11 protein-coding genes are annotated in these 16,273 nt (G+C 73.5%); 9 read left to right on the forward strand and 2 right to left on the reverse strand.

The window, feature by feature from the left end; all coding sequences use genetic code 11:
* Nucleotides 1-249 precede the first annotated feature (249 nt).
* Both ABTZ17_RS21585 and ABTZ17_RS21590 read right to left on the reverse strand, forming a co-directional pair.
* Nucleotides 250-1,632, reverse strand: a complete 1,383-nt coding sequence (locus ABTZ17_RS21585; protein ID WP_352197292.1) for an FAD-binding oxidoreductase — start codon at nt 1,630-1,632, stop codon at nt 250-252.
* A 48-nt stretch (nt 1,633-1,680) separates the two neighbouring features.
* Nucleotides 1,681-3,492, reverse strand: a complete 1,812-nt coding sequence (locus ABTZ17_RS21590) for a glycoside hydrolase family 15 protein (RefSeq protein WP_352197293.1) — start codon at nt 3,490-3,492, stop codon at nt 1,681-1,683.
* Between the two features lie 741 nt (nt 3,493-4,233).
* Here ABTZ17_RS21590 and pyrG point away from each other — a divergent pair.
* The 9 genes from pyrG to ABTZ17_RS21635 all read left to right on the forward strand — a co-directional run bounded on the left by pyrG (nt 4,234) and on the right by ABTZ17_RS21635 (nt 16,185).
* Complete coding sequence (pyrG, locus tag ABTZ17_RS21595) at nt 4,234-5,883, forward strand: CTP synthase (protein ID WP_352197303.1); 1,650 nt, start codon at nt 4,234-4,236, stop codon at nt 5,881-5,883.
* Nucleotides 5,884-6,014: 131 nt separating this feature from the next.
* On the forward strand, nt 6,015-6,641 hold the full coding sequence (locus ABTZ17_RS21600; RefSeq protein ID WP_352197294.1) for an NUDIX domain-containing protein: 627 nt from the start codon (nt 6,015-6,017) through the stop codon (nt 6,639-6,641).
* Nucleotides 6,642-7,438: 797 nt separating this feature from the next.
* Nucleotides 7,439-9,538 carry an AAA family ATPase gene (locus tag ABTZ17_RS21605; RefSeq protein WP_352197304.1) on the forward strand — a complete coding sequence of 700 codons (2,100 nt, stop codon included), beginning with the start codon at nt 7,439-7,441 and terminating at the stop codon, nt 9,536-9,538.
* A 151-nt stretch (nt 9,539-9,689) separates the two neighbouring features.
* Nucleotides 9,690-10,805: an alanine dehydrogenase gene (gene ald, locus ABTZ17_RS21610; protein ID WP_352197295.1), complete on the forward strand. Its 1,116-nt coding sequence runs from the start codon at nt 9,690-9,692 to the stop codon at nt 10,803-10,805.
* A 509-nt stretch (nt 10,806-11,314) separates the two neighbouring features.
* Entirely contained in the window at nt 11,315-12,352 is a 1,038-nt protein-coding gene (locus tag ABTZ17_RS21615; protein WP_502994780.1) for a ParA family protein, read from the forward strand.
* Complete coding sequence (locus ABTZ17_RS21620) at nt 12,337-12,852, forward strand: hypothetical protein (RefSeq protein WP_352197297.1); 516 nt, start codon at nt 12,337-12,339, stop codon at nt 12,850-12,852. The genes ABTZ17_RS21615 and ABTZ17_RS21620 overlap by 16 nt, the downstream gene beginning before the upstream one ends.
* 368 nt (nt 12,853-13,220) lie before the next feature.
* Nucleotides 13,221-14,342, forward strand: coding sequence for a segregation and condensation protein A (locus ABTZ17_RS21625; RefSeq protein ID WP_352197298.1), 1,122 nt, complete (start codon nt 13,221-13,223; stop codon nt 14,340-14,342).
* 14 nt (nt 14,343-14,356) lie between these two features.
* Nucleotides 14,357-15,028 (forward strand): SMC-Scp complex subunit ScpB, encoded by a 672-nt coding sequence (gene scpB / locus ABTZ17_RS21630; protein ID WP_352197305.1) that lies wholly within the window; start codon nt 14,357-14,359, stop codon nt 15,026-15,028.
* Nucleotides 15,028-16,185, forward strand: coding sequence for a pseudouridine synthase (locus ABTZ17_RS21635; RefSeq protein WP_352197299.1), 1,158 nt, complete (start codon nt 15,028-15,030; stop codon nt 16,183-16,185). The genes scpB and ABTZ17_RS21635 overlap by 1 nt, the downstream gene beginning before the upstream one ends.
* The last annotated feature ends 88 nt before the right edge of the window (nt 16,186-16,273 follow it).

Genomic DNA, 16,273 nt, shown 5'->3' on the forward strand with positions numbered 1-16,273 from the left:
AAGGTACCGGCCGCCCCCGGCCCCGCACATCACCCGGGGCCCCGGGCCGCGCCACCGCCCACCCGCCGCACCGCAACTCACCGACCCGCACGGCCCGTTGCCCGCACACCCGCCCCCGATGTGGCGTACGTCACCGGTCGCGTCGTCCCCACGGGCCCGCCCGACCGTCCCCGCGAGCCGGACGCGCGCACCCGGACACCGGACGGGCGGCCCCGCCGGGCCGCCCGCCGCACCCGTCCCGCGGGCCGCTCAGCCGGGGAGGATGTTGTGGTTGAAGCGGAACACGTTGTCCGGGTCCCACTCCCGCTTCACCGCCGCCAACCGCCGCGCGTTCTCCGCGCCCACCCCGGCCACCACCCGGTCGGGGCCCTCGTCACCGATGAAGTTCAGGTACACGTCCCCCGTCGACCACGGCCGCGACCCGGCCCGCACCTCCCGCACCCACTCCCGGCACCGCTCGTCGTCCGCCGGATCCGACCAGATCGCGAACGGGTGCACCGCCCACGGCGCCCCCCGGTACGGCACCGGCCACTCCCGGGGCCCCGCCGCGATCGCCCCGCCCTGCGGGAACACGATGTGCTGGGTCCCGGTCGGCACCGGCATCGCCTCGCCCAGCGCGCAGAAGGCGTCCACGAACGCGTCCGGCAGGCCCGTCAGGTACTCGGCCGACCAGTGGTTCCGCAGCCCGGGCGGATCGTCGATCATGCACTGGAGATCGGCGTACGGGATCTCCGTGACCATCTCCACCACGTGCTCCACCGCCAGCAGCGGCCCCGCCAACGGCCGCAGCCCGGCCTCCGGGCCCGCGTACGTCAACAGCGCCGCGCACAACCGCCGCCCCACCAACTCCGGCGGCAGGAACTCCTCCGGCGGACCGGTCAGGTACAGCACCCCGCCGCTCGCCTCCCGCGGCCCGCCCTCGATGACCTCCCGGAACGCCCGCAGCACCGCGGGAGCGTGCTCGGGCAGGTACATCAGGAAGGCCATCGACATGTGCGGCAGGGGGTGCAACCGCAGGGTCAGCGCCGTGGCCACGCCGAAGTTCCCGCCGCCGCCGTGCAGCGCCCAGAACAGCTCCGGCTCCTCCTCGGCGTCCGCCGTCACCCGCCGGCCGTCCGAGGTGACCAGCTCCACGGAGACGAGGTTGTCCACCGCCAGCCCGAAGGCCCGGTCCAGCCAGCCCGAGCCACCACCGAGCACGTACCCGCCCACGCCGGTCGTCGAGGCCCGCCCACCGGTCGTCGCCAGGGCGTGCGGGGCGCAGGCCCGGTCGAGCGCGCTCATGGTGGCCCCGCCCGCCACGCGGACGGTCCGGGAGGCCGGGTCCACCTCGACGCCGTCCATCCGTCTCAGGTCCACCACGAGCGCCCCGTCGGCGACGGCCGTGCCGGCCACGCTGTGCCCGCCGCCGCGCACCGCGATCGGCAGGTCCAGATCGCGGCCGAAGCGGACGGCGCGCACCACGTCCTCGGGCCCGGCGCACTGCGCGATCACCGCGGGGCGCCGGTCCACCAGGGCGTTGAAGACGGACCGGGCTCCGTCGTACCCCGGATCCTCCGGGGCGAGGACCGTGCCGTGCAGGTCCTCGCGGAGCGCGGCCAGTGCCGTGTGGGCCTTCGAGAGCGGGATCATGGCCGCCCCCTTCCGACGGGGCGAAGAGGTCAGACCCTTCCAGCCTAGTCAGCCCCCGTACGCCCCGCTCGCCGTGAGTCGCAGGGCGGTGTCGATGAGCGGGACGTGGCTGAAGGCCTGTGGGAAGTTGCCCACCTGCCGCTGGAGCGCCGGGTCCCACTCCTCGGCGAGGAGACCCAGGTCGTTGCGGAGGGAGAGCAGCTTCTCGAAGAGGCGTCGGGCCTCGTCCACCCGTCCGATCATGGCCAGGTCGTCGGCCATCCAGAACGAGCAGGCCAGGAAGGCTCCCTCGTCGCCCTCCAGCCCGTCCACCCCGGCCTCCTCGCCGGCGGTGGGGTAGCGGAGGATGAAGCCGTCGGGGGTGGACAGTTCCCGCTGGATGGCCTCGATGGTGCCGATGACGCGCTTGTCGTCGGGCGGCAGGAAGCCCATCTGCGGGATGAGCAGCAGCGAGGCGTCGAGCTCCTTGGAGCCGTAGGACTGCGTGAAGGTGTTGCGTTCCTTGTCGTAGCCCCTCTCGCAGACGTCGCGGTGGATCTCGTCGCGCAGCTCCCGCCAGCGTTCCAGCGGCCCGTCGGCGTCCCCGGACTCCACGAGCTTGATGGTGCGGTCCACCGCCACCCAGGCCATCACCTTGGAGTGCACGAAGTGCCGGCGGGGTCCGCGGACCTCCCAGATGCCCTCGTCGGGCTCGTTCCAGTGGGTCTCCAGGTAGCGGATCAGCTTCAGCTGGAGCACGGAGGCGTAGTCGTTGCGGGCCAGCCCGGACATGTGGCCCAGGTGCAGGGCCTCGGTGACCTCGCCGTACACGTCGAGCTGGAGCTGGTGGGCTGCGCCGTTGCCGACGCGGACCGGACGGGAGCCCTCGTAGCCGGGCAGCCAGTCCAGCTCGGTCTCGCCGAGCTCGCGTTCGCCCGCGATCCCGTACATGATCTGCAGGTTCTCCGGGTCCCCGGCGACGGCCCGCAGCAGCCACTCGCGCCAGGCGCGGGCCTCCTCGCGGTAGCCGGTGCGCAGCAGCGAGGACAGGGTGATCGCCGCGTCCCGCAGCCAGGTGTAGCGGTAGTCCCAGTTCCGGACCCCGCCGATCTCCTCGGGCAGGGAGGTGGTGGGCGCCGCCACGATGCCGCCCGTGGGGGCGTAGGTGAGGGCCTTGAGGGTGATCAGGGAGCGGACCACGGCCTCGCGGTACGGGCCGTGGTAGGTGCACTGGGCCACCCAGTCCCGCCAGAACTCCTCGGTGGCCTCCAGGGCGGCCTCGGGTTCGGGGAGGGCCGGGGGCTCCTTGTGGGAGGGCTGCCAGCTGATGGTGAAGGCGATCCGGTCCCCGGGGGCCACCGTGAAGTCGGAGTAGGTGGTGAGGTCCTTGCCGTGGGTCTCGGCGTCGGTGTCCAGCCAGATCGAGTCGGGCCCGGCCACGGCGACGGTACGGCCGTCGACCTTGTGCACCCAGGGCACGATCCGGCCGTAGCTGAACCGCATCCGCAGCGCGGAGCGCATGGGGACGCGGCCGCTGACCCCTTCCACGATCCGCATCAGCTGCGGGGCGTGGTCCTCGCGGGGTGGCATGTAGTCGATGACGCGGACGGTGCCGCGCGGGGTGTCCCACTCCGATTCCAGGACCAGGGAGTCCCCGCGGTAGCGGCGCCGGTCGGCCCGCGGCGGCTCCGTTCCGGCGGCGTGGGCGGGGCCGATCCGCCAGAAACCGTGGTCCTCGGTGCCCAGCAGGGCGGCGAACACGGCATGGGAATCGAACCGTGGCAGGCAGAGCCAGTCGGCGGAACCGTCCCGGCAGACCAGGGCGGCGGCCTGCATGTCTCCGATGAGTGCGTAATCCTCGATGCGCCCGGACACGTGCATATCTCCAGTCGAACGGCCACGTCCGCCCTGCGTCAGGAGCCGGGCGGTCGCTTCGCGGTCAGGGGTCGTTGACGAGTCAAGCTTGCCGGAGCGGGCGGGGGTGGTGCCGTTGCCGGACCGCTCGGCAGGGATATCCGAGCAGGATATGCCCGCAGCCTAGTGATCCCCTGGAGTCCTCCGGCAACGCATTGGGCCAAACGGGTGACTGGGGCGATTGTGTCTCCTGAGGCGGACGGGGCGCGAGTGGGGGAGCGCGCAGGGGGCGCACGGGCGGGCCGCCCGCCTGGGCGCCCGTACCCACGACTCCCGCCGCGCGGGCCCCCGCCCGGCGGATCCGCAGGTCCGAGGGGGCGCACGGGGGTGGCCCGCACGCTCCGGACGGCGAGCCCCGACCCACCCCGAACGACTCCACCCCGGACGTCCGTACGAGCGGAGCCGCGAACGGGAGCCGCCCCTGGTGTGAACTCCGCGTGAAGCCGCCGCGGGCCCTCCGGGAGCGTCCCGTGAAGGACCGATCCCCGCCGCCCGGCCCGTACGGCGCCCCGCCCGGGGGTCCCGGCGAAGGGTTCGAGCCGCGTGGCCGGAAGCGGACCACCGAGGTCGCTGATAGGCTGGTACCCCGTGGACCGGTGGTCTGCCTGTGCGAATCAGGGGCCCCGAAACCGCAGCTTCGGCACCCCCGAAACAGGGGAAGCAGCCGGACGCACCTCACCTCGCGACCACGGGAGCCCCCTCTTGGCGATGCCGCCGAAATCCATGACGACCAAGCACATCTTCGTCACCGGAGGTGTCGCTTCCTCCCTCGGCAAGGGCCTCACGGCCTCCAGCCTGGGCGCGCTGCTCAAGGCCCGGGGACTGCGGGTCACCATGCAGAAGCTCGACCCCTACCTCAACGTCGACCCCGGCACGATGAACCCCTTCCAGCACGGCGAGGTGTTCGTCACCAACGACGGCGCCGAGACCGACCTGGACATCGGCCACTACGAGCGCTTCCTCGACGTCGACCTCGACGGCTCGGCCAACGTCACCACCGGCCAGGTCTACTCGCAGGTCATCGCCAAGGAGCGGCGCGGCGAGTACCTCGGTGACACCGTGCAGGTCATCCCGCACATCACCAACGAGATCAAGCACCGCATCCGCCGCATGGCGACCGAGGACGTCGACGTCGTCATCACCGAGGTCGGCGGCACCGTCGGCGACATCGAGTCGCTGCCCTTCCTGGAGACCGTCCGCCAGGTCCGCCACGAGGTCGGCCGCGACAACGTCTTCGTCGTCCACATCTCGCTGCTGCCCTACATCGGCCCCTCCGGCGAGCTGAAGACCAAGCCCACCCAGCACTCCGTCGCGGCCCTGCGCAACATCGGCATCCAGCCCGACGCCATCGTGCTGCGCGCCGACCGCGACGTCCCCACCTCCATCAAGCGCAAGATCTCGCTGATGTGCGACGTGGACGAGGCCGCCGTCGTGGCCGCCATCGACGCCAAGTCGATCTACGACATCCCGAAGGTCCTCCACACCGAGGGCCTGGACGCCTACGTGGTCCGCAAGCTGGACCTGCCCTTCCGCGACGTGGACTGGACCGTCTGGGAGGACCTCCTCGACCGCGTCCACAACCCCGACCACGAGGTCACCGTCGCGCTCGTCGGCAAGTACATCGACCTCCCCGACGCCTACCTGTCGGTCACCGAGGCCCTGCGCGCCGGCGGCTTCGCCAACCGGGCCCGCGTCAAGATCAAGTGGGTCACCTCCGACGACTGCAAGACCGCCGCCGGCGCCGAGAAGCACCTCGGCGACGTCGACGCGATCTGCGTCCCCGGCGGCTTCGGCGACCGCGGCGTCAACGGCAAGGTCGGCGCCATCACCTACGCCCGCGAGAACAAGATCCCGCTGCTCGGCCTCTGCCTCGGCCTGCAGTGCGTGGTCATCGAGGCCGCGCGCAACCTCGCCGGCATCGAGGACGCCAACTCCACCGAGTTCGACGCCTCCACCGCCCACCCCGTCATCTCCACAATGGAGGAGCAGCTCGCCTTCGTCGAGGGCGCCGGCGACCTCGGCGGAACGATGCGCCTGGGCATGTACCCCGCCAAGCTCGCCGAGGGCTCCATCGTCCGCGAGGTGTACGACGGCAAGGAGTACGTGGAGGAGCGCCACCGCCACCGCTACGAGGTGAACAACGCCTACCGCGGCGAGCTGGAGAAGAAGGCCGGCCTGCTCTTCTCCGGCACCTCCCCGGACAACAAGCTCGTCGAGTACGTCGAGTACCCGCGCGAGGTCCACCCCTACCTGGTGGCCACCCAGGCCCACCCGGAGCTGCGGTCCCGCCCCACCCGCCCGCACCCGCTCTTCGCGGGCCTGGTCAAGGCCGCCGTGGCCCGCCGACAGGGCAACTGACACCACGAGCGACACCACGACCGGGGCACGGCGCGGCGCACCGCGCGCGGGGCGCCCGCCGCCCGGTCGATAACGTAGGCAGCCGGGGTACGGATCCGTACCCCGGCTGTCGCGTACGGAAGGCCGGTTCAGTGGAGATCAAGGACGTAGCGGAATCCTGGCGGGTCGTCGAGAGCCGGACCCCGTTCCGGGGCGCCAAGACGTCCGTCGCCACCGACGACGTGGTCATGCCCGACGGATCCGTCGCCCGCCGCGACTACCAGGTCCACCCCGGCTCCGTCTGCGTGGTCGCCCTCGACGAGGACGGCCGCGTCCTCGTGCTCCGCCAGTACCGCCACCCCGTCCGCCACAAGCTGTGGGAGCTCCCCGCCGGGCTCCTCGACGTCCCCGGCGAGAACCCCCTGCACGCCGCACAGCGCGAGCTGTACGAAGAGGCCCACGTCAAGGCCGAGGACTGGCGGGTCCTCGTCGACATCTTCGCCACCCCCGGCGGCTCCGACGAGGCCATCCGTGTCTTCCTCGCGCGCGGGCTCTCCGAGGCGGACGGCGAACGCTACGAGGTCTCCGAGGAGGAGGCCGACATGGAAGCCGCCCGGGTCCCGCTCCCGGAACTGGTCCGCGGGGTGCTCGCCGGAGAACTCCACAACGCCGCCTTCGTGACGGGCGTCCTCGCCCTCTCCGCCGCCCTCGCGGGCGAGGGCATCGACGCCCTCCGCCCCGCCGACGCCGAGTGGCCCGCCCGGCCGTTCCAGGTCTGAGGGGGCGCGGGCGGTCCGTGACCGGTGGCCGTCGGGCCGGTGACCGGTGACCGGTGGCCGGTGGCCGGTGGCCGTGGGGCGGACGGTGGGCTCGGGTCCGCGGCCGGGAGCGGCCCGCCGGCGCGCTCGATCGCCGCGCGGACCCGGTCCGCGGCCGACGCCGTCGCCCGCCCCCTTCCCCTTCCTCCGCCCCGTGCCCGGTCCGGCGGGGACGGTCCGGCGACGACACGGCTCACCCCGGCCCGGGCCGTGCCGTGTCCCTTCGCTCCCGGTGTCCGCCGGCGTCCGCCGCGGCCTAGGAGCGGCGCCGGGCTCCCTGGCGCGGAGCACCCGACCCGCCCCCGCCACCCGTGTGACCATCGGCTGATCCGATCGGGGGACCCGCCCGCCCGGCCCCCCGATTTCCGCCGCTCTGCGTGAATTACGCTCGAACTCCCCGAGAGCCAAAGGCAGGCCACCCGGCAGCGCCCTCCGGCATGCAGAGGAGCGGGACCTTGACGGACGAAGCCGCGCGCCACCCCCACGCGCACGCAGACACCGCGGTCGGGTCGGCCGTGGAGACGGCCACCGCGCACGCGCAGGACACCGCCAAGACCACGGCGGCCGTCACGGCCGACACGGCCCGGGTGACCGGAACCGCCTCGGTCGTCGGGACGGCGACCGCCGCACCCCCCGCGTCCGCACCCCCCGCGTCCGCGCCCGCCCTTGACGGCCCGTCGGGCCCGCCCACCCCGGGGGACCGGGCGGACCGGGAAGCCCCCGCCGCCGACGGGACCCCGTCCGGCCCCGCCGTGGTCATGACCAAGGCGTCGACCGGCCCCACCGCGCACCCCGCCCAGGACACCCCGGTACGGGACGCCCCGGCACAGCACACCGCCGCCGAACAGGACGCACCCGGAACGGAGTTGTTCGGACGGCGCCGCGAACTGAAGGCCCTCCGCGAGGACATCGCCCGCACCGGCCTCGACACCCTCACCGGCCGCAAGGCCCCCCGCGCCCGGGTCCTCCTCATCGCCGGCCGTCCCGGATCCGGCCGCACCACCCTCGCCGAACACTTCGTACGGGAGACCGCGGACGCCTACCCCGACGGCATCCTGCGCGCCCGCCTCCGCCTCCCCGACGGCGAACGCGTCCCCGCCGACCGCACCGCCCGCACCCTGCTCGAAGCCCTCGGCCGCCCCACCCCGCCCGGAGCCGACGAGGACGAGCTCACCGAGGCCCTGCGCACCGCCCTCGCGGGCCGCCGCACCCTGCTGCTCCTCGACGACGCCGCCGACGCCCAGCAGGTGGACCCCTTCCTGCCCGACGAGCCCGGCTGCCTGGCCGTGATCACCGCCGAGGGCCCCCTCACCGGCATCCCCGACGTCCGCCCCTGCACCCTCGGCGGCCTCGACACCCCGGCCGCCGTGGACCTGCTCCGGGCCCGCATCGGAGAGGTCCGGGTGGCCGTGGACCCCCGGGCCGCCGAAGCCCTGGCCGAGGAGTGCGAGCGGCAGCCCGCCGCCCTCGTCCTCGCCGCCGGTTGGCTCGCCGCACACCCCCAGGCCGCCCTCGCCGACCTGGTGAAGAAGCTCCACGGGATGCGCCAGGGCGGCGGCCGGGACCGCGGCCCCGTGACCCGCTCCTTCCGGCTCGTCCACGACTCCCTGCCCGCCCCCGCGCAGCGGGCCCTGCGGCTGCTGCCCCTGGCCCCCCTCGGGGTCCTCGACGCGCACACCGTCTCCGCCCTCGCGGGCTGCTCGGTGGCCGCAGCCCAGTCCCTCCTGGAGGACTTCGCCGGACTCGGTCTGGTCCGCCCCGGGCCGTACGGCACCTTCGGGCTGCCCGGCTGCCTGGCCCCGCTGCTCCAGGACCTCCTGGAGGCCCGGGAACGCCCGGCCGAGGTGCAGCTGGCCCGCGCCCGGATGCTGGAGCGCACCGTCCGGCTGCTGCTCTCCTGCCAGGAGGCCGCCGAGGAGCGGGAGGAGCCGCTGGGGCCGGTGGGGCCCGCCGCCCCCGGCCGCGAGGCCCGCGCCGCCGCCGGCACCCCGCGCGCCCTCCGCTTCGGCAGCCGTGCCGAGGCCGCGGTCTGGCTGGACGCCCGGGTGCCCGCCCTCGCCGCCGCCGCGTCCCTCGCGGTCGCGGACGGGGAGCTGGACACCCTGGCCCGGCGCCTGGTCGCCGCACTGGTGCGGGCCCTCGCGGCGCACCGCGGCACCGAGGCCGCCGCCCCGGAGCTGTACGGGTTGCACGGGCTCGTCCTCGACGTCTCCGACCGCCTGGGCCTGCACCGGGAGCGGGCCGCCGCCCTGCTGAACCTGGGCGACCTCGACGCGGAGACCGGCCGGACCGACGAGGCCCTGGACCGATACCGGGCCGCCCTGGACGCCGGCCGCACCGCGGGCGACCACTACGCCGTCGGTCGCGCGATGGAATCCGTAGGCGGGGTCCACCAGGTCCTGGGGGACTGGCACCGCTCCGCCGACTGGTACGGCCGGGCCCTCGCCCAGGGCCAGACCCGCGGGGAGCGCGCCGACGTCGCACGACTGTACGGACGCCTCGGGAACGTGCACACGTACGCGGGACGCTACGGCGAGGCGCTGCGCAGCTGGCGCTCGGCCGCGGCGGGGTACCGCAAGCTCGCCGATGTCCCGGGCCACGCAAAGGCGTTGAGCGAGATCGCCCGGGTCCAGGAGTACGCGGGCCGTCCCGACGAGGCCCTGCACACCTGCCGGGCGGCCGTGGAGCTGGCCCGCAAGGCCGGGGACCTGCGGCTCCAGGCCGGACTGCAGGTCCGGCTGGCCGACACCCTCGACCGGCTCGGGGACCCGGCGGCGGCCCGACTGCACCGCTCGGCCGCTGATCATCTCCTGGGAGAGGACCCCGCTGCCTGCGAAATCCGTAGTGGTTCGCGCTGAGGTATTTGGTTTGTAAGGCTAGACAGCCGGAAATCCTTCATTAGACTGGCTCCACCACGTCATCCCGTGGTGCATTCCGCTGCGCACTGGTGCAATGGGTATGTACAGCTTTGCCCCGTTAAATCCCCTGAGCCAAGGACCGTGATCGACGATGAAGGTCGGCATCCCCCGCGAGGTCAAGAACAACGAGTTCCGCGTGGCCATCACCCCTGCGGGTGTCCACGAGCTCGTCCGCAATGGCCACCAGGTCGTCGTCGAGCAGAACGCCGGTGCCGGCTCCTCGATCACGGACGCCGAGTACGTCGCCGCCGGTGCCGAGATCCTCGGCACCGCCGACGAGGTCTGGGCCGCCGCGGACCTGCTGCTGAAGGTCAAGGAGCCCATCGCGGAGGAGTACCACCGCCTCCGCAAGGACCAGACCCTCTTCACCTACCTGCACCTCGCCGCCTCCAAGGAGTGCACCGACGCGCTCCTGGAGTCCGGCACCACCGCCATCGCCTACGAGACGGTCGAGCTCGCCAACCGCGCGCTCCCGCTCCTCGCCCCGATGTCCGAGGTCGCGGGCCGGCTGGCCCCGCAGGTCGGCGCCTACCACCTGATGCGCTCGGCCGGTGGCCGCGGCATCCTCCCCGGCGGCGTCCCGGGCACCCAGGCCGCCAAGGCCGTCGTCATCGGTGGTGGCGTCTCCGGCTGGAACGCCGCGCAGATCGCCATCGGCATGGGCTTCCACGTGACCCTGCTCGACCGCGACATCAACAAGCTCCGCGAGGCCGACAAGATCTTCGGCACGAAGATCCAGACCATCGTCTCCAACGCCTTCGAGCTGGAGAAGGCCGTCCTGGAGGCCGACCTCGTCATCGGCGCCGTGCTCATCCCCGGCGCGAAGGCCCCGAAGCTGGTCACCAACGAGCTCGTCTCCCGGATGAAGCCCGGAAGTGTCCTTGTCGACATCGCCATCGACCAGGGCGGCTGCTTCGAGGACTCCCGTCCGACCACCCACGCCGAGCCGACCTTCCAGGTCCACAACTCGGTCTTCTACTGCGTCGCCAACATGCCCGGCGCGGTCCCGAACACCTCCACCTACGCGCTGACCAACGCCACGCTGCCCTACATCGTGTCGCTGGCCAACAACGGTTGGGTCGAGGCGCTGCGCCGCGACTCCGCCCTGGCCCTGGGCCTCAACACCCATGAGGGACAGGTCGTTTACGGCCCCGTCGCCGAGGCGCACGGCTACGAGTCGGTGGAGCTCTCCGCCCTCATCGGCTGAGTCCCGACGCGGCCCGGCGCGGTCGACGTCAACGACCGGCGTCAATCTCACGTCTCCGGCCGGACCTTGCCCACAAGGTCCGGCCGGAGACGTTTGCGCACCGGGCCGCGTCCGGCCTCAACTCGCGTCGAACGTAACCCTTTAACCGTTTCGCACACCCGCGAAACTTCACAGCGGCAGCCCGTACACCCTTGACAGAGTGGTGTTCGGTTGCCGACACATCGCGCCGCGTCCGGCCGATTGTGTTGCTGCGGACCGGTGACACGCCATAGAGTCGCCAACCGTCGGCATGGTGCCACGCTGACCTATCGATAAGTGTCCTGGTCACGTCCGAGGAGGTAAGACGACTTGTGAATGAGTCGACATTTGCTCCCGGAGGTGGTCAAGCGGGAACCGCCTCCCAGCACCCTGCCGGAACGGCAGAGGTTCCCCCCTCGCGGGGCGTGCGCCCCGCCGGGCTCGAAGCTGTCGGCTCCGTAGCGGTCCGCACCTTCGCACACCACCAGCACATGACGACGCCCCAAAAGAGCATGGACGGCCTAGACGTGAACTCCATGGCCGGCGACCTGAGCGGCCGAGAGCCCAGCGGTTTCGCCGACTACGACGAGGTGCCCGAGGGGCACTTCTACGACCCCGACGCCGAGTACGAGCCCGACCCCGAGTACGCGGCCACCCTCGCCCCCGACGCCGCCAGGCAGCGTCGGGAGCGGATCGGCCCCACCGGACGGCCGCTGCCGTACTTCCCGATTCCCGGTCCGCTGACCGACCACGGCCCCGCGAAGATCATCGCGATGTGCAACCAGAAGGGCGGCGTCGGCAAGACCACGTCGACCATCAATCTGGGCGCCGCGCTCGCCGAGTACGGACGGCGGGTGCTGCTCGTCGACTTCGACCCGCAGGGCGCCCTCTCCGTCGGCCTCGGCGTGAACCCGATGGAACTCGACCTGACGGTCTACAACCTGCTCATGGAGCGGGGCATGTCGGCCGACGAGGTGCTGCTGAAGACCGCGGTCCCCAACATGGACCTGCTGCCCAGCAACATCGACCTGTCCGCCGCCGAGGTGCAGCTGGTCAGCGAGGTCGCGCGCGAGTCCACCCTGCAGCGGGCCCTGAAGCCGCTGATGGCCGACTACGACTACATCGTGATCGACTGTCAGCCCTCCCTCGGCCTGCTGACCGTGAACGCGCTGACGGCCGCTCACAAGGTCATCGTGCCGCTGGAATGCGAGTTCTTCGCCCTCCGCGGCGTGGCCCTGCTGACCGAGACCATCGAGAAGGTCCAGGAGCGCCTGAACCCGGAGCTGGAACTCGACGGCATCCTCGCCACGATGTACGACTCCCGCACCGTGCACAGCCGGGAGGTCCTGGCCCGCGTGGTCGAGGCCTTCGACGACCACGTGTACCACACGGTCATCGGCCGCACCGTGCGCTTCCCCGAGACCACGGTCGCGGGCGAGCCGATCACGACGTACGCCTCGAACTCCGTCGGCGCCGCCGCGTATCGCCAGCTCGCCAGGGAGGTGCTCGCCCGGTGTCACGCCGAGTGAGTCTGCCCGGAGCCGACGAACTGTTCCGTACCACCGGGGGGACCGCCCTGCAGGCGTCCTCGCCCCGGCGCGCGGGCGGCACCGAGGACGCGGGGGCGGCGGGAGCCGGCAGCGCGGAGGACGGCGGGACCGTCCGGGGACGCGGCCAGGAGGACACCGCTGACAGCGCGGGGTCCCCGGTGGTGGCCGGCCCCAGGAGGCCGCAGGAAGGTTCTGTCGGCCCGGTCGGCTCCCCGGCCGCCGCCGCGCCCCGCAGGGGCAAGGGACGGGGCGCCAACCGGCGCCCCAGCGGGCGTGAACGGCACGACGAGAAGATCACCGTGTACGTGTCCGCGGAAGAGCTCATGGACCTGGAACACGCCCGGCTCGTGCTCCGCGGGGAGCACGGGCTCGCCGTGGACCGCGGGCGGATCGTCCGCGAGGCCGTCGCCGTGGTCCTGGCGGACCTGGAGTCCCGGGGCGACGCCAGCATCCTGGTGCGGCGGCTGCGGGGCCGGTAGCCCCGGCGGGTCGTGCCGGGGCCGGACGGGCTCCGACGCCGGTCGCGGCGTTCGTCGCGGCCCGCGGATCGGCTCCGACCCGGCCTTCGGGTGCGGGCCGACGGAACCCGACCGAGCGGCCCCCGCACCCCCGCGCGGTCCCGGGTTCGGGGCGGTCCCGGGGTCGAGGCGCCACGCGCGCCGTTCCCCGCGCCCCTGAGGCGGCTCTCGGTCCCGGCGGCCTCCGTGTGCCCGGGACGGCCAATCGCGCGGTTCCCACCGCCTCCGGGCGGCGTGGGCCGTGTTGGCCGGGTCCTCGGGTGGGGCGCCGGTAGGGTCGGGGAGCGGCTCCCGGCGCCGCTCCGTACCGCGCACACCCCTGGATCGTGATGGACCCGACCGAAGAGCAGCCCCGCCCCGTCCGGCCGTCGCGCCGGAGCCTGGGGAAGGGCCCCGGGGCCCTTCCCGGGCCCGCACCGGAAGCGGGGGACCGGTCTCCCGTCGCCACCCTGCCCGCCCCCGCGCCCGCACCCGAGCCGGCCCCCGTGGCCGCTGCGGAGGCCGCCGAGGCCCCGGGAGCCGCCGGAGTGCCCGTACCGCCCGCCGACGCGCCCGTGCCCGCACCGGCCCCCGTGTCCCCGCCCGTGCCCGCCGCCGACGGTTCCGCGGCGGAGGCCGGTGCTTCCGCGGCGGAGGCCGGGGCCGAGGAGGCCGCCGGTGGGCGGTTCACCGTGCGGCTGTCGAACTTCGAGGGCCCCTTCGACCTGCTGCTCCAGCTCATCGCCCGGCACAAGCTCGACGTCACCGAGGTGGCCCTGCACCGGGTAACCGACGAGTTCATGGCCCACATCCGGGCCATGGGCCCCGACGGGGACCTCGACCAGACCACCGAGTTCCTGGTGGTCGCCGCCACCCTCCTGGACCTGAAGGCGGCCCGGCTGCTGCCCGCGGCCGAGGTGGAGGACGAAGCCGACCTCGCCCTCCTCGAAGCCCGCGACCTCCTCTTCGCCCGGCTCCTCCAGTACCGCGCCTACAAGCGCATCGCCGCGATCTTCGACGAGCGGGCGGCCGCCGAGTCCCTCCGGTACCCGCGGACCGTGGGCCTGGAGCCCGACCTCGCCGCGCTGCTGCCCGAGGTCGTCATCAGCATCGGCGCCGAGGGCTTCGCCGCGCTCGCCGCGAAGGCGATGCGGCCCCGACCCGCCCCACAGGTGTACGTGGACCACATCCACGCCCCGCTGGTCAGCGTCCGCGAGCAGGCCGACGTGGTGATGGCCCGGCTCCGTGAGCTGGGCGGGGCCAGCTTCCAGGAGCTGACCGGGGACGCCCCCGACACCCTGACCGTGGTGGCCCGCTTCCTGGCCCTGCTGGAGCTGTACCGGGAGCGGGTCGTCGGCCTGGACCAGGAGACGGCCCTGGGCACCCTGATGGTGCGCTGGACCGGTGACGGGGCGCGGCCGCCCCGGGTGACCGACGAGTTCGACCGGACCGGCCCCGAGGAGGGCCCGTGAGCGAGGAGGGCCCCATGGGCGCGGAGGAGCGGGGGACGGGGGCCGGCCGGGCCGCGGCCGGGGCGGTGGCCGGGCTGCCGTTGAAGCCCGCGCTGGAGGCCGTCCTGATGGTCGTGGACGAGCCGGCGACCGAGGCCCACCTGGCCCGGGTGCTGGAACGCGCGCCCCGGGAGGTCGCGGCGGCGCTGCGGGAGCTCGCCGGGGAATACGAGGCGCAGGAACGCGGTTTCGAGCTGCGGCAGGTCGCGGGGGGCTGGCGCTTCCACAGCCGGGCCGCCTACGCCCCGGCGGTGGAGGGCTTCGTCCTGGACGGTCAGCAGGCCCGCCTCACCCAGGCGGCGCTGGAGACCCTGGCCGTGGTGGCGTACCGGCAGCCGGTCAGTCGTTCCCGGGTCTCCGCGGTCCGCGGGGTCAACTGTGACGGGGTCATGAGGACCCTGCTCCAGCGGGGTCTCGTGACCGAGGCGGGGACGGAACCCGAAACAGGTGCGATCCTGTACAGGACGACGAACTACTTTCTGGAGCGGATGGGCCTGCGCGGCCTGGACGAGCTCCCGGAGCTCGCGCCCTTCCTCCCGGAGGCGGACGCGATCGAGGCCGAGACGCAGGAAGGTGTCCCGTCGTTCGATCCGGACGCACCGGACACTGACGAAGACAGACGTTTTGACGAGCCAACGGACATTTGATGCGAAGCAGCGGCGGCAACGGCGGCAACAGGAACAGCGGCAAGAGCGGGGGGCGCGGCAACCAGCGCGGCGCCGGTAACGGGCGCGACGACCGGCAGGGCGGCGGCCAGGGCCAGGCCCGTCCGCGCCGCCCCCGTCCCGAGGAGCGCCGTTACGACGTGGGCCCCGAGGGCGAGCGCTCCGGCGCCGGCCGCCCCGGCGGCGGTGCCCGCGGCGGCGCGGCCCGCGGCGGCGCCAAGGGTGGCCCCAAGGCCCCCCAGGGCGGCCGCGGCGGCGACGCCCGGACCGGTGGCGGCGCCCGCTCCGGCGGGGGTCCCCGCGGCGGCGGCCAGTCCCGCCCCCGCGAGTACGACGCCCGGATCGAGGAGCGCAACCGCGAGCGCTACGCGAACAAGCCCGAGATCAAGACGCCCAAGACCTTCCCCGGCGCCGAGCAGGAGGGCGAGCGGCTGCAGAAGGTCCTCGCCCGCGCCGGCATGGGCTCGCGCCGCGCCTGCGAGGAGCTGATCGAGCAGGCCCGCGTCGAGGTCAACGGTCGCGTCGTGACCGAGCAGGGCATGCGCGTCGACCCGCAGAAGGACGAGATCAAGGTGGACGGCCTCACCGTCGCCACCCAGTCGTACCTGTTCTTCGCCCTGAACAAGCCCGCCGGCGTCGTCTCCACCATGGAGGACCCGGACGGCCGCCAGTGCCTCGGCGACTACGTCACCAACCGCGAGACCCGGCTCTTCCACGTCGGCCGTCTCGACACGGAGACCGAGGGCATCATCCTGCTCACCAACCACGGCGAGCTGGCCCACCGCCTCACCCACCCGAAGTACGGCGTCACCAAGACCTACCTGGCGGCCATCACGGGCCCGCTGCCCCGCGAGATCGGCAAGCGGCTCCAGTCCGGCATCGAGCTGGAGGACGGCTTCGCCCGCGCCGACCACTTCCGCGTGGTCGACCAGGTCGGCAAGAACTACCTGGTCGAGGTCACCCTCCACGAGGGCCGCAAGCACATCGTCCGCCGCATGCTCGCCGAGGCCGGGTTCCCGGTCGAGAAGCTCGTCCGGACCGCCTTCGGCCCGATCGAGCTCGGCGACCAGAAGTCCGGCTGGCTGCGCCGCCTGACCAACACCGAGGTCGGCATGCTGATGCGCGAGGTCGGCCTGTAGGCCGTACCGCCCGCACGACCGCGGCCCCGCACCGCGCGAAGGGGCCCGCGACACCCTCGTCTTCGGCGTCGGCGTCATCATCGGTACC

Source organism: Streptomyces sp. NPDC097619, from assembly GCF_040302735.1.
GTDB lineage: Bacteria > Actinomycetota > Actinomycetes > Streptomycetales > Streptomycetaceae > Streptomyces.